This window comes from Arthrobacter sp. PGP41 (assembly GCF_002953935.1).
In the GTDB taxonomy this organism is placed as follows: Bacteria; Actinomycetota; Actinomycetes; order Actinomycetales; family Micrococcaceae; genus Arthrobacter.
The window spans coordinates 1,779,397-1,801,144 of record NZ_CP026514.1 but is presented as its reverse complement, the minus strand read 5'-3'; the positions used below and the strand labels follow the sequence as shown (position 1 = coordinate 1,801,144).

Sequence of the window (21,748 nt, the reverse complement as noted above, 5' to 3'; positions counted from 1 at the left end):
AAGTCGCGCCAGCGTCTCGGGAGACAAGTCCTGCAATTGCCTTGCTGCGAAATTTTTCACGCGAGCCTCCCGCATCGACCTAAGGAGGTTGAGTTGGGCTTCCACTAGTTCGGGTATCTCTGTTGAGTCATCCAGAAGGTATCGGCGATCCACGCCGAAGAATGCCGCAAGGTTCTGCAGCAGATCCTGGTCCATAGCCAGGGAGCTGTCACCGCTCCGCATGTAGGCCCATCGTGACCTCGACAACGGCGTGCCATGTTGCGACATTGCTTCGCTGACTTCCCTGTAGGACAAGGGCCCTGTTCCTCGGGACTCATACAAATCCAGCAAGAGATTGATCTTGCGAGCGAGCCTGGCCTGCGGCGACTCCGAGGGTTCTACGGCATCATATGCCACTTCGGTTCTTCCCCCTCCCCCATCGCGCCATGCCCAATCGACCACTCTGTGAGTCCCTATGGGAAGCGAGGTAATTCTCTGTTCGAGTCAATGTTTGAAAATCAGCCTCATCCAGCAACCTAGAAGCAGCGGGATCCATCAGGAGAGCATCCTCGATCTCGACGAGCATCCGATGAAGTCTCCGCGTCTCTGGGTCTCCCCGCTCGATGACTCCAGCGGGTGTCGCCAGACGTCCATCCTTGCGGGTAGCTGTCGCTTTTTCCCAGGTGGATCTGAGGTCTTCTAGCAAGCCAGCCTGGGTCCTCTGTTGCGTTCGTTGAACGATTCGGCGCGCTACTGGCGGCAGGGCAAGTCCGGCACACAGGAACAACATGGCCCCGACAAAGCTGGTGTCGTATATAGCCCCCAACTGCTGCATGGTCGACTGGTCTCCGAAAAGATGGGCTAGGTTCATCCCCAAAACTGAGAACACTACGACGAGAGCCAGCAAGCACCCCATGCCGATGAGGGTGAAGGCGACGCGAAAGTAGGAAGCAGCCATCCGCCGTCGGAATCTAAAGCACACGTATCCGGTGATGCCGATGACAATCCCGATGTAAACAAACTGGATCGTGGAATAGAGGGCGGCAGCAGGCTGGTCCCCGTAATCCAACATGAATTTGGTTGAGGACGCCGGCGCCTCAATGCGGAGGAATGCAAGGACCAGCCCCACGGCGACCAGCCCCAAGATTAGGAGGCCGCGACGGTCTCTGCGCGCAGGTGCATCGTTAAGTTCTGCAGCACGGAGGATCGCCTGGGAAAGGAAGTAGATTCCCACGACCATCAAAATGTTCGCGAAAAGATCCAGGAGGTTGTGGCCGCCGAGGGCTTGATCACCCGCGAGATAGATTGGATCGACATTCAGGGAGAGCGCGGTTGCAATCGCAACGGCGGCAACGAGGATGCTGTGGTCTTTCCTCGTGCGCGCGCCGGGCAGCAAGCACAGAACGAGGCCCCAGATGACCGCAGCCGTGACTGCCTGGATCACCCGAAAACCTGCTCGAATGACCTTGGCTCCATGGTGCTGTCGCGGATAGCGCCGGCAAGAAGATCTGCGAGAGTCTCAGCTGCGGCCTCAAGATCGTCGACGAAGCTGCTCCGTGCCAAAGCTCGTGACACCATTTCTCCGTCAAGGTTCGGGAAGAGGCTTGCTGCATAGTCGGAGGAAATTCCCAACTCGTCGTGGCGCAGGATCATATGTCCAAGTTCATGAAGGATGAACTGCTGCCTATGGAGCGCTGAGTCGGTGACGGCGTGCAGGATGATTTCCCGGGTATCCGTCGATAACCAGAGACCGCAAACGGAAGTGCCGTTGAGGATCGTTGTGGCTTCGATCTCGATTCGACGCCGTCGTCGGGCGGCCACGATTACGATGAGCCTCTCCAGCGTCAGGTGGCTCGGTAGCCGCAGTGATACGAATGCCTCGGCCGCAACCTGAGCTGGGCCCTGTTCTTGCGATTTTTGCTGGTCCATACCGCCCCTCCTCGCAGCGGACAGCGAGTGGTGACTCCCATTGAGCAGCCACCGCGGCGCGTCAGGCGCCACAGCTTCAATTGAACGCCTCTGCTCTGGACATGTCCAGAGCAGAGGCACGAAGATGGCCCGTATGGTCGATGGCGCCAGGAAAGGCCTACAAATCTTGTCTACGGCATCAGGGGTCGTGCAGCTATGGCGTGTACCTAAAGCTTTGCCCGCCTAGGGCAGGCTTTAGCCCGGCGGTTCCCCGTCGTATAAATCCAGGTTATGCACTGGCGGAAAACAGATGGAAGGCCAGCAAACCTAAGGGGTCTCTTGGCCTTCCATCTGTTTTTCGACTATGACGATTCGGCTTCTTCGTCGTCGCTGATCACTAGCTTCTGAAATAGGTCCTGTCCGAACCGGAAGTCCCATACTTGTTCCCGGTGCATCCTTCCCACGACGACACCAGGGCATGTCCCAATCCTACGGGCGAAGCTGCGGACCTTCGTCTTGGAGTTTAGCGTTCGCAATTCAGGAACGAACTCGGGCGGGATGAGCGTATCGCGTGCGAACTCGTCCGCTTCATCTTCATGTGGGGTCCGTTTCCCAGAATCAGCCTGGATGAACATTCTGTTGCCCTCATGACGAAGGACATGCCCGATTTCGTGAAAGAGCGTGAACCAAAACTTCCCATCGTCTTTTCCGCGGGTACTCAGAGTGACCACAGGAGTCCCGCCAAACCACTGCGTGCAACCATGAACACGCGCACCAGGAACGTCGTTGATGAACAGCAAGCGGACGCCAGCCGAAGCGAGCAGATGAACCAAGCGGGCGCCAAAATCCTCCGGGTAGTCGGCCGAGAGTTTGCGTATGTCCGGAATTACCGCTTCAAGCATGTCCCTGTCGAAGGGCACGTCTAGGGGTTCAGACTGCTCCAACTCCATCTCAATCAACCGGAGCCATACCTGCACTGCGCCCGGGTCAACGCTATGAGACAAGGCCTGACGGAAGGCGGGAACGGGCTGTGTGCGCGCATTCAACCCGTCTAAGCTTCCGACCCGGAAGAAGGCCATCAGTTCCATGAGGACCTCACCAGGCTTGCGGAGATTACCCGAAATGAGCCCGCGCGCACGCATGTCCTTGAGTGGAAATGCGCGCGCGATCTCTACGTGCTCCTCGAGTGAATGCTGCAGAGCCAGGCGCGCAACATCCTCTCGATAGGTATTCTCGTAGCTCATCCATATCCGGGCAGCGATGCCAGTAACGAACTCCAACTGGATGGCCACCTCGTGCGTGAGCCTAGCGCCGGCGATCAGCTTGCTGATGTGCTTAGGAGTTACCCCTACCGCCCGTGCCAGCCTTGCCTGCGTCCAGTTGTTTTCCTCCAGCCATTCCTGGATGTACTCACCAGCCGGGATAGCGTAGTCGGTCTCGATCTCGATAATTTCAGTCATGACGGCCATCCCCTCTCAGTGGTAGTCAACAATGTCGATCAGGTTGGCAACGGTTTCGTCGTCGTTGAACTCAACCAGCAGCCGATAATTCGGGGTGACATGGGCTGCGTACATCCCCTTGAGGTTGTGTTTCTTGGGTGCCCATTTTCCCGTGGAGCCCGTGAGGTCGCTGATCATCCTCGCGGAATGCAATTGCTTTATGCGAAGTCCAAGTGCTTTCCCCACGTCCGCCCCATAAAGCTTTTTCGCCTCGGCTGCGCTAGCGGCGGCCTTGGCGAGCTTCTTGTTGGTTGAGTAAACCTTCATCCCCAACTGTTACCTACTAGGTAACATGCAGTAAGACTACAGCATTCCCATGTGAATGGAAGAAGCCCTGACCTCGCGACTCTCAGCACGCTAATCCCCCTGTATCCAGCAAGTTGCCCGTAACGGTCCCTATCTGCAGCCAGGGTTCCGCTGGTCAATCCTAGCGAGTGTTCTCCTGACTTCAGGACTTACGCTGGGTTTTGGAAGCCCTCGCCAAAAGTCTTGCGAAAGCCGCCATCAGAATGATGAAGTTTGACCCTGATCAGGTACCGGTACAGGGCGGCCTTGACCAGCTGACCATCTTCGCGACCCGAGTGGCGGTCTTGCTTTCAGGGGTTGATGATGCATCTAGGACGTGCAACGAGGGCCCGGCCCTACGCTGGAGAAATCGGTCCCGTTCGATGCCCCTAAGAGCTGCTCTACAAATTTCTGCAACGTCGAAATCTTCAGAGGCATGGGGCGCTGCCCCGCGCAAGAGCACATGAACTGCCGGTATTCCCGTTCTTCCGGCAGGTCCACGGCCACGACGTGAGACAACTTTCCAGGCACGGACAATTGCCCTTGCGACGACCACTGCGCAAGGCAGGCACTGCTAGCGTTTGGGTTGCCCACATATCTCCTCGTTCCCGGAAGGTAAGTCCCCATGGCAATTGATCTCCTTGAATGCGCCAGATGCCAGACAGACGAGCATGTGGAGCTCGTCTCACGGTTGACCGGGACGCAGAAGAAGGTCAAATGCACGAACTGCGGAGACGAGTGGCTCCGCGGTGAGGCGGCCCGGCAGATGAAACCGCTGCCTACTTTGGAGGAGATTAAGAAGCAGTTCCCTAAGCCCGGGGATGTCGATCCGGTGAAGTTGGCACGGGCCAATGAACTTAAGGCTGAGTTTCTACGGCGTGAACCTGAACCTGTGCCGAACGTTGACCCTTACTGGAGAAAATACCAGCAGGTGTTCAGCGCGGAAGGCCTGCCGAAGGCGAACCCGCAGGATCTGAAGGACTTCGGCAACTCCAACGTCGGCGCGAACCCGGGAAACATGTCGGTCTTCAATGAAGCTTGGAACGAAATGGGTGCCCAGGCCGCGGCTGCACAAGTTCGCAGGACTATCGATTATCTGCTCCGCGGCACTTCGCCATCCGCGTTGGAGGATCGCCTTACTGCGCTTATCAACGACGCGACCCCTAATGCGATGAAGGGCTTCAAGGAGTCCCTGCTCACGAAGGTCCTCTGCATCGTCTACCCCAACGAGTACCTAACAATTCTCATGTACACCGGTTTGGCTGGTAAAAGAGAAATCGCCCGATCCCTCTGGGGCCTCGAACTGCCCGCCCCCGAGACGACCACCTGGACTAAAGGACGCCTGATCCTGTGGAGCAACGATTTGCTGCGTGCGCTTCTGGGTGACGGCTTCCGCCACCAGCAGCATGCTGCCGAATTTCTCTGGTGGGCAAAGGACAAGGCCTAAGTCATGGCCCGTTTTGGCTCAACGAGGGAATTTTGCTGTGTCTCCCGTCTGAAGTGCTTACTGTTCGGGCAACGCCTCGATCGATTCCAATCGCCTCCCCCGTTCCGGCCCGTTCGAAAGGCTTTGGCAGGGCCATCAGGGTCAAGTGCCACTTGCCACTTCCTGAGCGCATGACACGGCCGCTGACCGCCGCCGAAACGTCGGACCAGCCGCGAGTGAGGCGAAATTTGATCTTCCCGCACTTTGGCACCCTAACAGCGGCCCATTTTCTGTTGAGCCGGATGAAGACTAAGTCCTTTACGACGAAGCTATTGCGCCCTTTCCGTGACCGGAATTTAGGTGCTCTGTACCGCACGGGGTCCCGCCAGAAATTTCGATAGGCCGCATGCAGATCCCTCAGTGCACCCCGGTGAACGTCCGACGAGCCTTCCGCCAGCCAAGGGAATTCTTTTCTGGCCTCTGTCAGCTCCCGCCCCTGGGTCGTCTCAGTTACAGTAAAGTTCCCGCTTTTGGCGGGATGCCATATTCGCCGCTGTTCCAGCCCGAGGTTGAACACGAAACGGGCGTGCGCGAGGTGAGACTCCATGACAAGCGACTGCCCGGTCCTAGGGTAAAGCCGCTGTCGAATGCACATCGTTTTCCCACCGCCCTCGTTCACTGTCATCAAAAGGACATCCAGTAGCTTTGGTATTCGCATTCGGTTGCCGCTAGGTCCTAAGTAAGACTTTGCGTCGGTGGCCGGCCACGTCGTGGCAGGCGGCTAGCTCATCTCCGGTTCGGCCCGCTCCTGAATAGTGCTAATCGCACGTCGCACCGTCGCTGAGATGTGGTCCTTGTATCGATCGATAATTTGCGTCACGCCTTCATCCTGCGGAGCCCCTTGAACGTGCGCGATCACCGCTTGGGGCAACTCGGTCCCACGGCTGTCGAGCATGGTGCTCAATAAGGCAGAAGCCCTAGCACCGGCAATACCACGCGACACCCAGCCGGCGAGTCTGTTCGCCACGATAGCCCTGACGCTCGTATCGTCCGATGCAGACAGCGCTACCAGCAGTCCAAATTCCTCGGCCTTTTCTCTCTGAGCGATGATGCGCGCAGCGGAGTGCTTTTGTCCGGAGCTTCCACGCATCAGGACCCAGATGTCTTCTTCGGTTACAGAATCTGGATCAACCGCAAACAGGGCTTCCGCGGCCAGGCCGCGGACATCTGCCCACGCTCCAAAGAGCCATTCGCCTTCCCCGCCTTTTTCCGACATAAGGCGGCGAAGGGACGTTGTCAGCCTTTCCCTGTCTGCCGTGATCTTAAGCGGTAGACGCCCTAGGACTGATAGGCAGCCTACGAGATCGTCTTTGGATGTCCGAGGCTCTTCAAGGAACTTCAAGAACGGTTCCCACTGGGCATACTCGGGGTGCCAGAGGTTGAGTAGAACGAGCGTGCGAACGGAATCTGTGCCGCCGCCATATGCCAAGGCGCCGGCCATAGCCGTGATGTTGTTAACCTCCTTGGCCAGAGCATCCAGCATGCCTCGGACGGCGGGTTCGGTTAGTGACTCGACATCCCCGAAACTGTGGAGTGCGGCCTGATCGCCCTTCTCGATGTCCTTCAGCAGGCTTAATCGGTAATTAGGATCATCTTGAGCGCGAAGCTTTGCGATCACCTGGGTTAGGGCTGCGTGGTCTCCCGCCGGTCTGGTAACGAGCTTCTCGATGTCTGCTGTCCCGCGAAGCCGATCGGCAACAGCCCTGAAGACCACGCCATAAGTCTGGGCATCGAAATGATCGGGCTGCTCGGGCAATGCCTCAAGCCATTTCAGGAGCTCTTTAAGGCCGGAGTCACTCAGGGCGGGCACCAGTGGGGCGAGGAGTCTGAGGAGCTCGATGGGGGCATAAAATCCAGGTAAATACTTCTCATGGAAGGCCGGCAGGTCCAGAAGATGTTCCATGCACCATTGGGCAGCAGAGTCCGCGGTCTGAGGCGTGACGACGTCGGCCGCTGCCTTCAGCAAAGCCATGTTTGACCGCAGGGTTGTCCTAGTTGATTCTTCCAGCTTTACGGCTTCGCTAGCGGAGCGGGCGGATTCAGCAGGCCCTTCATGAACAATCCTATGAACTGCATCTGAGAGGCCTTTGTGGTCCCCTGACTCGCGAAGCATCGTCAGTGACTGGGCGACCTCAGATACGTCCGATTCCTCCGTCGTGCGCATCAGCTGAAGCTTCGCCAGCCTGGCATATGACTGGGTCCAGCTTCCTTGGTCGCCTACCAGCCCAGCGATGAGTGAGCTCGCGCGCAAGTGCCTCCAGGCTGAATCCTCGAAGCCAACCCTGCGCGTGGAGTCCTGGGACCAAGTTCTGAACTGCTCCTCAAAGTTCGATGACAGCCCCCACGCCATGACCTGAGTCCTCCACCAGGACGCGAGGTTGTCGCTCCCTGTGATCACGTCCGAGAAGCTCCTAGCGCCAAACGGCGTCGAAGAGAACACAATCCAAGACGCTGCTCCACAGAGCGCACTCAAAGTTGAATCATCGGGAGCGGAATTGCGGCCTTGGAGTGCTTCCAGCGCGACCATTTTGGCTTCGTCGCGGCGACCCAGTTCGTTCAAGCACCTTGCGCGTTGGACTAACAGCCATACGTGATCCTCCGCTGAGGCGCAATCATCATCGATGGCCTTGTCCAGCAGGGCAAGAGCATCTGACGCTTCTCCATGTTCCAAGTGAGCGGCTACCCAGGTACAAACAACGGCCACTTTGTCCGACGCCTTCTTTGCCGAGTCCAAGGCATCCCTAAACACTTCAGGATCCTCGGTCTGCAGGTACGACTCGAGCGCCGTGACGAAGGCCCAGCACCACAACTTTGACTTATTACGCCCCTCAGCATCAGGCACTCGTCCCTCGAGATCTGACTGTCTAAGGAGCACAAGGGCAGCTACCGCCTGCTCTGGCTTAAACGTTTTTGGCTGGTCATTACGGTGTGGCGCCACTAGTCGAGGCACTATCAGTGCATGTCTGAGAACGTCTCCGGCAGCGAGCGTGTTGGCACCGCCCCAGGCGCTTCCTTCCCATGGGATGTGCGGCCTTTCGCTCGTAGCAACTTCAATCAATTTTCGGTTGTGAGCCTCGTCAACAAGCTGATGAACGGGGACCAGGATCTTCGTGCCGCCGCCCGTGGACTGCAATCTGTCCTGGGTCACGTGGACCCAGTACGACTCCCCTGTCTCAAGGTCGTGCAGAATCAGGAAGTGGGGAGCGGTGTGTTTCGTCCAGTAGTCGAAGTGGTCGTTCTCCGCTTCGTAGTACCACCAGCCCTCGAGGTTCCCTTGATCGTCGTTGCTGGGGTTCTTGAAGTATTTGCTCTTGGGGCCCTTGGTTCGGCTGGACTTGACCTGAGCCCCTGCAATTGAATTTAGGTCAACTCTTCTTTCATCCCGCGGCTGGAGCCAGAGGTCCGTTCCGAGATCATGGTCAGGGTTAGGGTTGGCACCCCAGCGGAGCTTCTCAAACTGGGACTTGACGATTGACTGGCCGGCCGTCCCAACGTCTTCAGTTTCTCCCGCGCGCATCTCTTCCCCGGATCATCGGTCATTTAGCTGCTGCCTACGCTACCGAATTGCCGAATTGCCGAACAGCAGTCAGCCCGGCGCGCCACGGCAGTCGCCTGAGTGGGCGACTGCCGTGGCTAATCCAGGCACCTCCCGGGGGACGGATTGACATCGAGTCAAACTGGCCCGTGGACCATTTTCATTGCATCCTGCCACCGAAGCCGAAGGTCTACTTCGGCCTCGTCGCTGCCCTGCCTCAGGCAGTATCGCGGATCGTTGGAAGGTAATTGGGTTGGACTTGCTGACTGGGCGGCCCTGACCCACAGCCGGATGCGGAGCTCGAACCAGGGCGCTAGCAGGTACACGCTTTTTCGGACATGTCCCTTCAGCGCCATCAAATGTTTGTACCACTGCTATCGGCGCCCCGCCTAAAGGCTACGTCCCCGTCGATGGCACTTATTTGCAGCCTTCAAGAAGGCCGGCGATGGCGTCGTGCTCGGCTTGCGTGACCCAGAGCCGGTATTTGGTCTTGACGGCAGTTTGACGGGTGACGTACTCGCACCGGAACGCTTTATTCGGCGGGAGCCATGTAGCGGCATCTTTGTCGCCTTTAGCGCCGTTGGTGGGGCCGTCGGCAGCCATGAGGTTCAGAGGGTCGTTGGCGAGATCCTTGCGTTGATCGTCGCTGAGCTGCTGCGCACCGTTCTGCCAGGCGTCACTGAGGGCCACGATGTGGTCGATCTGGACGTCGGAGCTGGTGTCCTGGCCGCGCGTGAAGGTAATTGTGGTGCCGGTGTACCTATCGGCCAAGGTACCAGTCATGACCACGCAGTTATTGGTGCCTGGTTTGAACGTTTCGCTCGTCAGGTCGCGGGCGAGGATGTCGTTGCGGGTGTCGCAGCCGTTGCGGTCCACGTCAGCCCAAGCCGGCCCAAACTCATCCCGGGTATAGCCGGTCTTTGGGGCGCGACCTTTCACCGGAATGCCCTCCAGTTGTACCAGGGCGTTGGCGGCGTCACGGGCAGGGGCGGGCGCACCGGCGGCGACGCCTGGAGCGGGATCGATGACTTCAAAAGCGATAGCTGCGGCGTCACAACCTGCTAATGACCCAGCCAGCATCATCGTGGTGACTGCGGTCAGGACTTTGGCGGGAGAACAGGTAGTTTTCATGGACCTTCTGGTTATACGGCGTTGTTCAACGCTAGCTTCGACCACTGCGTGCGGGGCGTAATGGTGTCCGTGGTGCCTGCCACACGTCCACATTCATAGTCCTCTAGCCATGTGTACTTCACACACGCCCCCGCTGCCTGCGCTCCTGGAACCGTGGCCCGGTCGGAAAGGTCACACTAGATCAGTTCGCGGTGGCCAGTCTGACTTTGGACCGGGTACCAATGCGCCTTTCCTTCGTCACCGGGCGACTGGGTGAGAGCGAGGGACGACTAGCGTCGGGAAGAATTTCACTCAACTTCGCGATTTCCAGAATGTGCTCCGAAGTGAAGATGATTTTTCCCTTTCCCCAGCACGCATGGGGAAAGCGTCCGCTTGTGGCGCCATCACGCAGCCATGACTCCGTGCAGTGCATGAGCGCGGCAGCTTCGGCGGGTTCAAAAAATTCGATCTCCACTGGATCTCCAAAAGGAAGGCGTTACTTTCCACTTTCATTTCCACATGGAGGCCAACCGACATGACCGACGCTGCTCGTCAGTTAAGCGAGCCCGGGAAACAAACTTCCGCCATGCTGAGTAGTATGACCGTCACCGCAGGAAAGCCGTTATCGACCGCTCAGTCGCGTCAGCACCAGCCTGAAGCGCCTCGGGCATCAAGTGCCCGTACACCTGCTCTGTGGTCCTGGTAGAGGCATGCCCGAGCCTGCGTGAGATGGTAAACAAGGGCACACCGTCCTGGATCAGCCATGACGCGTGAGTGTGGCGGAGGTCGTGGATGCGGGGGTTCTTGGTCAGGCCAATTGCCTGGGCGGTGCGAACGGCAGGCACCCAGTAGTGGTGCCAGTAGAGCTTGTGGATGATGCGCTCACCCTTAGGCGTCGTGAACACAAGTTCCTTCCCGGGCCTGCTCGCCACCAACGGGATCAGCAATTCCACAAGCGCAGGGTTCAACCCTATGGTTCGCTTGCCGGCACCTGTCTTCGTCGCCCCAATGTAGAACTGGTTCTGGCCGTCCCGTTTCCATGCCTTGTTGATCCGGGCCGTGGGCGGTTTCGAGAGCAGGTCGACGTCAGCGACAGTAAGGGCGGTGGCCTCGCCAAATCGGGTGCCGGTCATCACCAGGAAGTTGGTGAAGGCCTTGTACCGCTCCCCCATCCCCTCCATGATGAGGCTAAACTCCGCATGAGTGAGGAACATGGCCTCATCCTCGGCCTTTTCAATCCCCGGAAGCTGCACCCCGCGGCAAGGGTTCCGCGATATGTACCCGAGCATCTCCGCAGTATTCATGGCAGCCGAAATTAGGCCGTGAACATTGTGGATGGTTTTCGGCGCCTTGCCCTTGGCCATCATCGATTTCACCCAATGGGCGATCAGACGGTAGTCCAGCTTGTCCACCGGTACATGGCCAATTACGTGCCTGATATGCAGATCCAGCATCGTCTGGTACGTCTTCGTGGTTCCGCTCGATGGGCGGATCAACAGGTCGATGTGTTCCTGGATGACCTCAGCAACGGTCGGTGCGCGCTTCTCGTTGGAGAGGATGGCATGCTGCGCAATCTCGAAGGACTGGCCGTTGGCATCTAAAAGCCTCTTCAGGGTTTCGGCTTCGACAAGAGTGGCAACTGTGAGCCCTTGGTTGGACCGGGTTTTCGGATCCCGCCAACGCACCATGTAGGACTTGGAACCGTCCTTTTTGGTGCGTGTAGCGATGCTGGCCATAGAAAAACGGTACGCTCGTGTACACACTTTTGGTGGTTTTGTACACACCTGACCGCTCAACAGGCCCTTGAACTGCGAAAACACTGTGCCCGAGGTGGGACTCGAACCCACACACCTTTCGATACCGCATTTTGAGTGCGGCGCGTCTGCCAATTCCGCCACTCGGGCGCGGAATACATGAATCAAGCCGGTACGCCCACAGCTGATTGTGAGCAACGCGATCGCTTCACGTACGCGGAATTACTCTACATCCAGATAGGCTGAATTCCAGAATCGCGCCGCTGACGCCGCAACCGACCATGCAGATCAAGTACAGGACCGGGCGCACCTAAGATAGTGATGTCCCCGCCGTACCTTTCCAAGGAGATCCCGTGACTGAACAGACGGAGTCAAAACCCACGTCCCAGCCGGCGCGCCGCGTCATTGTGGCGGAGGATGAAACCCTCATCCGCCTCGACATCATCGAAATCCTGCGCGGCGAGGGCTATGACGTTGTGGGCGAGGCGGACAACGGCGAGAAGGCCGTCCAGCTCGCCGAGGAACTGAAGCCGGACCTGGTCCTGATGGACGTCAAAATGCCCGTTATGGACGGCATCTCGGCAGCCGAGAAGATCGTCAAAGCCCGCATCGCCCCCGTGGTTCTGCTGACCGCATTCAGCCAGAAGGAACTCGTGGAGCGTGCCCGCGACGCCGGCGCCATGGCATACGTCGTGAAGCCTTTCACCCCCGCGGACCTCATCCCCGCGCTGGAAATCGCGCTCTCCCGCCACGAGGAGATCAAGGCCCTCGAAAGCGAGGTCTCGGACCTCCAGGAGCAGTTCGCCACCCGCAAGCTTGTGGAGCGCGCCAAGAGCCTGCTCACCACCAAGATGGGCCTCACGGAGCCGGAAGCCTTCCGCTGGATCCAGAAGACGTCCATGGACCGCCGCCTGAGCATGCGCGAAGTCGCCGAGACCATCATCAACCAGGTCAACTGACTGCCGCTGGCTGGGCCTGCCGCAAAGCCGGCAGGTCCAGCCGCAAAGCACAGAGCAAACCGAAAAGCACAGGGCAAACCGAAAAGGACCCCCGCCAATGAACTGCTCCCTGGAAGTTGGACTGAGAAATTCAGTTCTGACTTCCGGGGAGCAGTTTTTTGCGTGTAGATAGTTCGTTGTCCGAGGCTCAGCGTGAGGCGGCTGTAGCGTGGTTTGAGAAAGGCCTTGCAGATAAGGCGACAGCTAATCTGTTGGGCGTGTCTAATTGGCCGGTCAAGAGGCTGTATCGGCGGTGGAGGATTCATGGCCAAGGAGCGCTGGTGACCAAGCCGACAAAACAGTCATACTCTTTCGAATTCAAGCTCGCTTTGGTCGAACGGTTCCTCGCCGGCGAGACTGCCCCTGATTTGGCAGCAGAAGCTGGCCTGTCCTCTCCGGTCCTACTGAGAACGTGGGTGCGCGCCTACCGTCTTGAGGGCCCGGACTCCTTGCGACCAAAACCAAAAGGCCGACCTCGGAAGCCCGACACCCCGCCCGTTGAACCATCCGAGCTGGAGCGGCGGCGCCGTGAGAACGAGCGTTTGCGGGCAGAAGTGGCCTATCTGGGAAAATTGCGGGCCTTGAGGGCTCAAGAACAACGGTGAAGGTCCAGGCCCTGACTGCCCTCAAGGCTGACTTCCCGCTTCCTGTTCTGCTGCAAGTGTCGGGTCTTGCCCGATCGACATTCTTCTATCACCAGTCACGACTCCAGGCTCCAGACCCCCAAGAGGCCCTCAAGGCCACAGTCACGGAGATCTTCACGACGAACCACGGCCGGTACGGGCACCGCCGTGTCCACACGGAACTGCTCAAGCAGGGCTGGATACTCGCGAAGAAGACCGTGCTGAAGCTGATGCGCACACTCGGGCTGGCCTGCAAGGTCCGGCGGAGGAAGCGCTACAACTCCTATCAAGGCGAACAAGGCACTGCCGCGCCTAACCTGCTGAACCGGGAGTTCGAGGCCACCGCCCCGAATCAGAAGTGGGTCACGGACGTGACTGAGTTCAGTGTCGGCGACCGGAAGCTCTACTTCTCGCCGGTCATGGACCTCTTTGACCGGCAGATCGTCGCCCATTCGATTAGCCCCTCCCCGAACCTTGCACTCACCAACTCTTCGCTCAAGCAAGCCCTCGCCTGCCTGGAACCCGGTCAACATCCGGTCGTGCATTCAGACCAGGGCTTCCAGTACCGTCACGCCTCATGGAAATCGCTCCTCAAGGACGCTGGCGCAGTCCAATCCATGTCCCGCAAGGGAAACTGCTACGACAACGCCGTGATGGAAAACTTTCTTCGGTCACCTCAAGGAAGAGATGTTCCACCACGTTCGGTTCATCAGCACCGACGCACTGACCGCAAACCTAAACGAGTACATCCGCTGGTACAACAACGACCGGATCTCGACAAAGCTCGAGGGCCTGAGCCCGGTGCAATACCGAGCCCAGGCCCTCGCGGCTTAGGATCTTACTTGGCCAGTCCAACTATCGGGGACCACTTCAAATTGAAGGGGTCCTTTTCGCTGTCAGAAGGCTAGGCCTTCTTCTTCTTTTCCGGCCAAGGGCCGAGCTTTTCCTTGTTGCTGGCTGCTTCGCCAACACGGGTGGAATCGGCGAGGTCGCCCACCTTGTGCACCTTCAGCGAGTTGGTGGAGCCGGCCTTTCCGGGAGGCGAACCGGCGGCAATAACCACCAGGTCGCCGTCGTCAACGAGGCCCATCTCCAGCAGGCTGCGGTCCACCTGCGCGGTCATCTCATCCGTGTGGTCCACCATCTGCACCAGCACCGGCTGGATGCCCCAGGTCAGCGCCAGCTGGTTCCAGACCTGCTCCACCGGGGTGAAGGCGAAGACCGGCTTGATCGGGCGCAGGCGGGACAGGCGGCGCGCCGAGTCACCGGACTGGGTGAACGCACAGATGTACTTGGCGTCCAGCTGGTCGGCGATTTCGACGGCGGCACGGGTGATGGCGCCGCCGCGGGTCTTGGGCTTAGTGCCCAGCGGCGGGACGCGCTCCAGGCCGTGGACCTCGGTGGACTCGATGATCCGGGCCATGACCTTGACGGTTTCGATCGGGTACTTGCCCACGCTGGTCTCGCCGGAAAGCATAACGGCGTCTGCACCGTCCAGCACGGCGTTGGCGCAGTCAGAGGCCTCTGCACGGGTGGGGCGCGGGTTGTCGATCATGGATTCGAGGACCTGGGTGGCCACGATGACCGGCTTCGCCCAGCGGCGGGCCAGCTCAATGGCACGCTTCTGCACGATCGGCACTTCCTCCAGCGGAAGCTCCACACCGAGGTCGCCACGGGCCACCATGATGGCGTCGAACGCGTCGATGATCTCGGGCAGCTGCTCCACAGCCTGCGGCTTTTCGATCTTGGCGATGACCGGCACACGGCGGCCTTCCTCGTCCATGATCTCGTGCACGCGGACAATGTCCGACGCGTCGCGGACGAACGAGAGGGCAACCAGGTCGACACCGCGGCGCATGGCCCAGCGGAGGTCGTCCTCGTCTTTTTCGCTCAGCGCGGGCACGTTGACGGCCACGCCGGGAAGGTTGATGCCCTTGTTGTTCGACACCATGCCGCCAACGGTCACCTCGGCGACCACCTTGACGTCGTCAACGGCGATGGCACGCAGTGCCACCTTGCCGTCGTCGATCAGCAGGGCATCGCCCACGTTGACGTCCTCGGTGAGGCTCTTCAACGTGGTCGAGCAAATTTCCTTGGTGCCGGGAACGTCCTCGGTGGTGATCGTGAAGGTGTCTCCAACAGCCAACAAGTGCGGTCCGTCAACGAATCGGCCCAGGCGGATCTTGGGACCCTGCAGGTCAGCCATGATGGCCACGGCCTTGCCGAGGTCGGCAGCCGCCTTCCGGACGTTCTCGTAGGTGTTGTCATGCACGGAGTAGTCGCCGTGGCTCATGTTCATGCGGGCGACGTCAACGCCGGCTTCCAGCACCGCGAGGGTGTTCTCATAGCTGGCGATGGCCGGGCCGAACGTAGCCACAATTTTTGCGCGTCTCATATACCTACCCTATTGGTCTCTTGCATTGATTAGTTGTCGTGGAGGTGAACCCCCGATGCATGCCTAGAGCACGGCGATGGCGCGATCCGTCGGGGCCACGGGGGCTGGAAGGATGGTGCTCCCCATCAGGAACTTGTCCACTGCTGCAGCCGCGGCACGGCCTTCGGCGATGGCCCAGACAATGAGGGACTGCCCGCGGCCGGCGTCGCCGGCCACGAAGACGCCCTCGGTGTTGGTCATGTAGTAGCCGTCGCGGGACACGTTGCCGCGGCCGTCGAACTCTGCCTTCACCTGTTCGGTGATCCCGGCGGGCTCGGCGCCGGTGAAGCCGAGCGACAGGAACACCAGGTCCGCGGGGATGATCCGCTCGGTGCCGGCCTTGGGCAGGCGCTTGCCGTCCACGAATTCGGTCTCGGCAACCTTGACGCCGGTCAGCTTGCCGTTTTCGCCCACGAACTCCACGGTGGAGGCAAGGTACGTGCGCTCCCCACCTTCCTCGTGGGCGCTGGCAACCTCGAAGAGGTTGGGGAACGTGGGCCACGGCTGGTGGCTGGCACGCTCGACCGGCGGCTGCTTGCCGATGGCGAGGGTGGTCACCGATGCTGCACCGTGGCGGTGCGCGGTACCCAGGCAGTCCGCCCCGGTGTCGCCGCCGCCGAGGATCACAACATGCTTGCCCTGGGCGTGGATCTGGTTTTCGATCTGCTCCCCCGCCACGGCGCGGTTTGCCGGGACCAGGTAGTCCATGGCGAAGTGCACGCCATCAAGGTCCCGGCCCGGGATGGGAAGGTCGCGCGGCACGGTGGCGCCTGTGCAGATCACCACGGCGTCGTAGCGCCGCCGCAGCTGCTCCCACGTCACGTCGGTGCCCACGGCGACGCCGGTCCGGAAGCGGGTGCCTTCCGCCTTCATCTGTTCGACGCGGCGGTCCACCTGCTCTTTCTCCATCTTGAAGTCAGGGATCCCGTAGCGCAGCAGGCCGCCGATCTTGTCGTCGCGTTCGTACACAGCCACGGTGTGGCCTACGCGTGTCAGCTGCTGCGCCACGGCCAGCCCTGCGGGACCGGAGCCGACGACGGCCACCGTCTTTCCAGTCAGGCGTGCGGGAGGCAGCGGCTCCACCCAGCCGTTGTCCCAGGCCTCGTCGATGATGGAGACTTCCACCTGCTTGATGGTGACAGCAGGCTGGTTGATCCCCAGGACGCAGGACGCCTCGCATGGAGCCGGGCACAGGCGGCCGGTGAACTCCGGGAAGTTGTTGGTGGCGTGCAGGCGCTCGATCGCTTCCTCGCCCTTGTCCCGCCACATGAGGTCGTTCCACTCGGGAATGAGGTTGCCGAGCGGGCAGCCCTGGTGGCAGAACGGCACGCCGCAGTCCATGCAGCGGCCGGCCTGCGCCTTCAGCGTGCCCTTTTCCTGCGCCTCGTACACTTCCTTCCAGTCCATGATGCGGACGGGAACGGGACGGCGCGGCTGGGTTTCACGCTGGCGTACTTTCAGAAATCCGCGTGGATCAGCCACCGGTCACCTCCAGGATTCGAGACCATACTTCTTCGCCGTCGGGGTCCAGGCCCTCTTCGATGGCGTCGAGACGGGTTTGCAGCACGGCCGCGTAGTCCCGCGGCAGCACCTTGGTAATGCGGGCAGCGGTGTCATCGAAATTCTCGAGGAGGCGCGCAGCCAGCTGGGAATCAGTTTCTTCAACGTGCTTGACCAGCAGGCCGTGCACGATGTCGCGGTCCTCGGCGTCCAGTTCGCGGAGCTGGAGTTCGCCGGACTGCAGGGCTTCCTTGTTGACCCGGGCGGAGTCCAGGTCCAGCACGTAAGCGGTTCCGCCGGACATACCGGCGCCGAAGTTCCGGCCCGTGCGGCCGATGATCAGCGTCTGGCCGCCGGTCATGTACTCGCAGCCGTGGTCGCCGATGCCTTCCACGACGGCGGTGGCACCTGAATTGCGGACCAGGAAGCGTTCGCCCACCTGGCCCCGCAGGAACATCTCGCCGCTGGTGGCGCCGTAACCAATCACGTTGCCGGCGATGACATTCGTCTCCGCCTTGAACACGTTGGTCCGGTCCGGGCGGACGATGATGCGGCCGCCGGAGAGGCCCTTGCCCACGTAGTCGTTCGAGTCGCCGTACAGCCGCAGGGTGATGCCTGCGGGCAGGAAGGCGCCCAGCGACTGACCTGCGGTGCCGCTGAGGGTGATGTCGATCGTGTCCGTCGCCAGGACATCCGTGCCGAACGTCTTGGTCACGACGTGGCCCAGCATGGTGCCCACAGAGCGGTCGGTGTTGATGACGTCGACGGCGATCTTCACCGGGCTGCGGTCGGTCAGCGCCTCGGTGGCCATGGTGATCAGGCGCTGGTCGAAGTGCTTGTCCAGCTCGTGGTTCTGGCCGGTCAGGTTCCGCAGCGGGGCGTCGTCGTCGAACTCCAGCCCGTGCAGGATGGGGTCCAGGTCCAGGCCGTCAGCCTTCCAGTGGTTGACGGCGTCGCGGGCGTCGAGGACCTCGGCGTGGCCGATGGCCTCCTCAAGGCTGCGGAAGCCCAGCTCCGCCAGGATCTCGCGGACTTCCTCGGCCAGGAACTCGAAGAAGTTGACCACGAACTCCGGCTTGCCGGTGAAGCGGGCACGCAGCTCGGGGTTCTGCGTCGCGACGCCCACCGGACAGGTGTCCAGATGGCAGACGCGCATCATGATGCAGCCTTCAACCACCAGCGGGGCAGTGGCGAAGCCGAACTCCTCGCCGCCCAGCAGCGCCGCGATCACAACGTCGCGGCCGGTCTTGAGCTGGCCGTCCACCTGCACCACCACGCGGTCGCGCAGGCCATTGAGCATCAGGGTCTGCTGGGTCTCGGCCAGGCCGAGCTCCCACGGGACACCGGCATGCTTGAGCGAGTTCAGCGGCGAGGCGCCGGTTCCGCCGTCGTGGCCGGAGACCAGTACGACGTCGGCCTTCGCCTTGGTGACACCGGCGGCAACTGTGCCGATGCCCACCTCGGAGACGAGCTTGACGTGCACCCGGGCAGAGGGGTTGGCGCGCTTGGCGTCATAAATCAGCTGCGCGAGGTCCTCGATCGAGTAGATGTCGTGGTGCGGGGGCGGGGAAATGAGCCCGACGCCGGGGGTCGAGTGGCGGGTGCGGGCCACCCACGGGTAGACCTTCTGCGCCATCAGCTGGCCGCCCTCGCCGGGCTTGGCGCCCTGGGCCATCTTGATCTGGATGTCGTCGGCGTTGGTCAGGTACAGGCTGGTCACGCCGAAACGGCCGGACGCGATCTGCTTGACCGCGGAACGGCGCTTCGGATCGAGCAGGCGGTCCACGTCCTCGCCGCCTTCGCCGGTGTTGGACTTGCCGCCCAGCTGGTTCATGGCGATGGCCAGCGTTTCGTGGGCCTCCTGGGAGATTGAGCCGTAGCTCATGGCACCGGTGGAGAAGCGCTTGACGATGCTGGAGACCGGCTCCACTTCCTCGAGCGGAACGGCGGGGCGCTCGTTCTTGAACTTGAGGAGGCCGCGGAGGGTCATCAGGTTCTGCGACTGGTCGTCCACGCCGCGGGTGTACGCCTTGAAGATGTCGTAGCGGCGCTCACGGGTTGCGTGCTGCAGACGGAAGACGGTCTCCGGGTTGAACAGGTGGGGCTCGCCGTCGCGGCGCCACTGGTATTCGCCGCCGCCCAGCAGCGGGCGGTGGGGCTGTTCGATGCCGCCTTCGGGGTAGGCCATCTGGTGGCGGGCCGAAACTTCGGCGGCGATGACGTCCAGGCCCACGCCGCCAAGCTGCGAGTGGGTGCCGGCGAAGAATTCGTCCACGAGGTCCTGGCCCAAACCAAGCGCCTCGAACGTCTGGGCGCCGGTGTAGGAGGCCACCGTGGAGATGCCCATCTTGGACATGATCTTCAGGACGCCCTTGCCGAGGCCCTTGATCAGGTTGTAGACCCCGTCCTGCGGGGTGACCCCGGTGACGTCGCCGGCCGCGATGAGCTGCTCCACGGATTCCATGGCCAGGTACGGGTTGACGGCGGAAGCGCCGTAGCCAATCAGGACTGCCACATGGTGCGTTTCGCGGACGTCGCCGGCCTCGACCACCAGTGCGGTCTTGGTGCGGTTGGCGCTGCGGAGCAAGTGGTGGTGCACGGCACTGACAAGCAGCAGCGACGGGATGGGCGCCCACTGCGCGTTGGAGTCGCGGTCGGACAGCACTACGTACTGGACGCCGCGGTTGATGGCACCGGACACCTGCTCGCAGATCTCGGTGAGGCGGGCGCGGAGCGCGTTCTCGCCGCCCTCCGGGCGGTAAAGCCCGCGGACCTTCATGGCCACCTTGTCGCCGTCGGCGTTCTCGATGTTGGCGATCTTCGCGAGCTGGTCGTTATTGATCACCGGGAACGGAAGCTGCACCTGCGGCTGGCGCACCTGCTTGGTGTCCAGGAGGTTCCCGTTGGGCCCGATGGCACAGGTCAGCGACGTGACCAGTTCTTCGCGGATGGCGTCCAGCGGCGGGTTGGTCACCTGCGCGAAGGACTGCACGAAGTAGTCGAAGAGCAGGCGCGGGCGCGTGGACAGCACGGCCACCGGGGTGTCCGAGCCCATGGCGCCCAGCGGCTCGGCGCCGGTGCGGGCCATCGGGCCGAGCAGGATCTTCAGTTCCTCGGTGGTGTAGCCGAAGGTGCGCTGGCGGATATTCACCGACGCGGCGGTGTGGACCACGTGCTCGCGCTCGGGAAGGTCGTTGAGGTCGATCAGGTTGTCCTTGACCCACTCCGCCCACGGGTTGGCGGCGGCGACTTCGGCCTTGACCTCTTCGTCGTCAATGATGCGGCCTGCGTCAGTGTCCACCAGGAACATCTTGCCCGGGGAAACGCGGCCCTTCTTAACCACCTTGGAGGGTTCAACGTCGATGACGCCCACCTCAGAGGCGAAGACGATCAGGCCGTCCTCGGTGATCCAGAAGCGGCCAGGGCGAAGGCCGTTGCGGTCCAGGGTGGCGCCCACGAGGTTGCCGTCCGTGAAGGAGACGGCCGCCGGGCCGTCCCACGGCTCCATCAGGAGGGAGTGGTACTCGTAGAACGCACGGCGGGCAGGATCCATGGTGGCGTGGTTTTCCCAGGCCTCGGGGATCATCATCATGATGGAGTGCGTGATGGGGCGGCCGGAGAGCCACAGCAGCTCGGCTACCTCGTCGAAGGACGCGGAGTCCGAGGCACCCGGGGTGCAGATGGGGTACAGCTCTTCCGGCGTCTCGCCCAGCAGCGGGTTGGCGAGCTGGGACTGGCGGGCGCGCATCCAGTTCCGGTTGCCCTTGACGGTGTTGATCTCACCGTTGTGGGCGATGGTGCGGAACGGCTGGGCCAGGGGCCAGGACGGGAAGGTGTTGGTGGAGAAGCGCGAGTGGACGATCGCGAGCTTGGTCTTGAAGCGCTTGTCCGAGAGGTCCGGGTAGAACGGCTCCAGCTGGGCAGTGGTGAGCATGCCCTTGTAGACGATGGTGCGCGAGGACAGCGACGGGAAGTAGACGCCGAACTTGTTCTGGGCGCGCTTGCGGATCCGCCAGGCCCGGGAGTCAAGTTCGTTGCGGTCCAGCTCCTCGCCGGTAGCGGACGCCAGGAACGGCTGGGAGAAGTAGGGCATGCAGGCGCGTGCCATGGCACCCACCAGGTCTGCGACGATAGGCACTTCGCGCCAGCCGAGGACCTTCAGGCCCTCGTCAGCCGCGAGGCCCTCGATGCCGGACTTGGCGGCGTCGGCCTCGCGCTGTTCAGCGGGAAGGAAAGCCGTGCCGGCCACGTATTGGCCGGGGGCGGGAAGTTCGAATTCCGTGACTGCACGGAAGAATTCGTCCGGGATCTGCATGAGGAGGCCGGCGCCGTCACCGGTGCCCTCGTCCGCGCCCACGGCACCGCGGTGCTCAAGGTTGCGCAGGGCGGTGAGGGCGGCGTCCACGATGTCATAGCCGGGTTCGCCGCGGAGGGTGGCGATAATCGCAAGACCGCAGGCGTCCTTCTCCTGCTCCGGGTTGTAGAGCCCGCTTGCCTCCGGAAGGGCCGCGAAGCGCTTGAACGGCGACATGGCAGTCTCAGGCTGATCTGGTTCAGACCAGCTGGGAGTGTGAAGAGTTTGGGTCATGGGAGACGTCCTTCCTCCTGATCGTGCGTATGGAAGGGACACCGTTGGC

16 protein-coding genes and 1 tRNA gene are annotated in these 21,748 nt (G+C 61.3%); 4 read left to right on the top strand and 13 right to left on the bottom strand.

What is annotated here, in order from left to right; genetic code table 11:
- Positions 1 to 385: 385 nt before the first annotated feature.
- The 4 genes from C3B78_RS08125 to C3B78_RS08110 all read right to left on the bottom strand — a co-directional run bounded on the left by C3B78_RS08125 (position 386) and on the right by C3B78_RS08110 (position 3,653).
- Positions 386 to 1,423 carry a hypothetical protein gene (locus tag C3B78_RS08125; RefSeq protein WP_104997614.1) on the bottom strand — a complete coding sequence of 346 codons (1,038 nt, stop codon included), beginning with the start codon at positions 1,421 to 1,423 and terminating at the stop codon, positions 386 to 388.
- Positions 1,420 to 1,908 carry a hypothetical protein gene (locus C3B78_RS08120; RefSeq protein ID WP_104997613.1) on the bottom strand — a complete coding sequence of 163 codons (489 nt, stop codon included), beginning with the start codon at positions 1,906 to 1,908 and terminating at the stop codon, positions 1,420 to 1,422. The genes C3B78_RS08125 and C3B78_RS08120 overlap by 4 nt, the downstream gene beginning before the upstream one ends.
- 341 nt (positions 1,909 to 2,249) lie before the next feature.
- A complete protein-coding gene (locus C3B78_RS08115; RefSeq protein ID WP_158677201.1) occupies positions 2,250 to 3,347 on the bottom strand; it encodes an ImmA/IrrE family metallo-endopeptidase in 1,098 nt (365 codons plus the stop codon).
- Positions 3,348 to 3,362: 15 nt separating this feature from the next.
- Positions 3,363 to 3,653 carry a type II toxin-antitoxin system RelE/ParE family toxin gene (locus C3B78_RS08110; RefSeq protein WP_104997611.1) on the bottom strand — a complete coding sequence of 97 codons (291 nt, stop codon included), beginning with the start codon at positions 3,651 to 3,653 and terminating at the stop codon, positions 3,363 to 3,365.
- Between the two features lie 643 nt (positions 3,654 to 4,296).
- Here C3B78_RS08110 and C3B78_RS08105 point away from each other — a divergent pair.
- Complete coding sequence (locus tag C3B78_RS08105; protein ID WP_104997610.1) at positions 4,297 to 5,118, top strand: hypothetical protein; 822 nt, start codon at positions 4,297 to 4,299, stop codon at positions 5,116 to 5,118.
- Position 5,119: 1 nt separating this feature from the next.
- Here the strand turns inward: C3B78_RS08105 and C3B78_RS20345 are convergent, their stop codons facing one another.
- From C3B78_RS20345 to C3B78_RS08085, 6 genes are all read right to left on the bottom strand, one after another.
- The gene (locus C3B78_RS20345) at positions 5,120 to 5,752 is read right to left on the bottom strand and encodes an RNA-guided endonuclease InsQ/TnpB family protein (protein ID WP_442778270.1); all 633 of its coding nucleotides are present in this window, start codon (positions 5,750 to 5,752) and stop codon (positions 5,120 to 5,122) included.
- A 126-nt stretch (positions 5,753 to 5,878) separates the two neighbouring features.
- Positions 5,879 to 8,674, bottom strand: a complete 2,796-nt coding sequence (locus C3B78_RS08100) for a DUF4365 domain-containing protein (protein WP_104997609.1) — start codon at positions 8,672 to 8,674, stop codon at positions 5,879 to 5,881.
- A gap of 435 nt (positions 8,675 to 9,109) precedes the next feature.
- Positions 9,110 to 9,823 carry an HNH endonuclease family protein gene (locus C3B78_RS08095; protein ID WP_199775359.1) on the bottom strand — a complete coding sequence of 238 codons (714 nt, stop codon included), beginning with the start codon at positions 9,821 to 9,823 and terminating at the stop codon, positions 9,110 to 9,112.
- 181 nt (positions 9,824 to 10,004) lie between these two features.
- On the bottom strand, positions 10,005 to 10,277 hold the full coding sequence (locus C3B78_RS19650; protein ID WP_158677199.1) for a hypothetical protein: 273 nt from the start codon (positions 10,275 to 10,277) through the stop codon (positions 10,005 to 10,007).
- Between the two features lie 130 nt (positions 10,278 to 10,407).
- Positions 10,408 to 11,538: a tyrosine-type recombinase/integrase gene (locus C3B78_RS08090; RefSeq protein ID WP_104997608.1), complete on the bottom strand. Its 1,131-nt coding sequence runs from the start codon at positions 11,536 to 11,538 to the stop codon at positions 10,408 to 10,410.
- An 86-nt stretch (positions 11,539 to 11,624) separates the two neighbouring features.
- Positions 11,625 to 11,706: transfer RNA gene (locus C3B78_RS08085), tRNA-Leu, on the bottom strand.
- 203 nt (positions 11,707 to 11,909) lie between these two features.
- Here C3B78_RS08085 and C3B78_RS08080 point away from each other — a divergent pair.
- From C3B78_RS08080 to C3B78_RS08075, 3 genes are all read left to right on the top strand, one after another.
- Positions 11,910 to 12,515 (top strand): ANTAR domain-containing response regulator, encoded by a 606-nt coding sequence (locus tag C3B78_RS08080; protein ID WP_009358190.1) that lies wholly within the window; start codon positions 11,910 to 11,912, stop codon positions 12,513 to 12,515.
- Positions 12,516 to 12,835: 320 nt separating this feature from the next.
- Positions 12,836 to 13,159, top strand: a complete 324-nt coding sequence (locus C3B78_RS20000) for a helix-turn-helix domain-containing protein (protein ID WP_234005550.1) — start codon at positions 12,836 to 12,838, stop codon at positions 13,157 to 13,159.
- Positions 13,156 to 14,085, top strand: coding sequence for an IS3 family transposase (locus C3B78_RS08075; RefSeq protein ID WP_234005549.1), 930 nt, complete (start codon positions 13,156 to 13,158; stop codon positions 14,083 to 14,085). Before C3B78_RS20000 ends, C3B78_RS08075 begins: the two co-directional genes overlap by 4 nt.
- On the opposite strand, the gene pyk is transcribed toward C3B78_RS08075, so the two are convergent.
- From pyk to gltB, 3 genes are all read right to left on the bottom strand, one after another.
- Positions 14,082 to 15,572 (bottom strand): pyruvate kinase, encoded by a 1,491-nt coding sequence (gene pyk / locus C3B78_RS08070; RefSeq protein ID WP_104997607.1) that lies wholly within the window; start codon positions 15,570 to 15,572, stop codon positions 14,082 to 14,084. The two genes, C3B78_RS08075 and pyk, sit on opposite strands and share 4 nt — an antisense overlap.
- A 63-nt stretch (positions 15,573 to 15,635) precedes the next feature.
- Positions 15,636 to 17,093 (bottom strand): glutamate synthase subunit beta, encoded by a 1,458-nt coding sequence (locus C3B78_RS08065; RefSeq protein ID WP_104997606.1) that lies wholly within the window; start codon positions 17,091 to 17,093, stop codon positions 15,636 to 15,638.
- Complete coding sequence (gene gltB, locus C3B78_RS08060) at positions 17,086 to 21,699, bottom strand: glutamate synthase large subunit (protein ID WP_104997605.1); 4,614 nt, start codon at positions 21,697 to 21,699, stop codon at positions 17,086 to 17,088. Before gltB ends, C3B78_RS08065 begins: the two co-directional genes overlap by 8 nt.
- Positions 21,700 to 21,748 lie beyond the last annotated feature (49 nt).

Coding starts and splice junctions, on each gene's coding strand:
- C3B78_RS08090 (WP_104997608.1), bottom strand. CDS start 11,538: ATGGCCAGCATCGCTACACGCACCAAAAAGGACGGTTCCAAGTCCTAC.
- C3B78_RS08110 (WP_104997611.1), bottom strand. CDS start 3,653: ATGAAGGTTTACTCAACCAACAAGAAGCTCGCCAAGGCCGCCGCTAGC.
- C3B78_RS08095 (WP_199775359.1), bottom strand. CDS start 9,823: ATGAAAACTACCTGTTCTCCCGCCAAAGTCCTGACCGCAGTCACCACG.
- C3B78_RS08115 (WP_158677201.1), bottom strand. CDS start 3,347: ATGACTGAAATTATCGAGATCGAGACCGACTACGCTATCCCGGCTGGT.
- C3B78_RS08105 (WP_104997610.1), top strand. CDS start 4,297: ATGGCAATTGATCTCCTTGAATGCGCCAGATGCCAGACAGACGAGCAT.
- gltB (WP_104997605.1), bottom strand. CDS start 21,699: ATGACCCAAACTCTTCACACTCCCAGCTGGTCTGAACCAGATCAGCCT.
- C3B78_RS08100 (WP_104997609.1), bottom strand. CDS start 8,674: ATGCGCGCGGGAGAAACTGAAGACGTTGGGACGGCCGGCCAGTCAATC.
- C3B78_RS20345 (WP_442778270.1), bottom strand. CDS start 5,752: ATGTGCATTCGACAGCGGCTTTACCCTAGGACCGGGCAGTCGCTTGTC.
- C3B78_RS08120 (WP_104997613.1), bottom strand. CDS start 1,908: ATGGACCAGCAAAAATCGCAAGAACAGGGCCCAGCTCAGGTTGCGGCC.
- pyk (WP_104997607.1), bottom strand. CDS start 15,572: ATGAGACGCGCAAAAATTGTGGCTACGTTCGGCCCGGCCATCGCCAGC.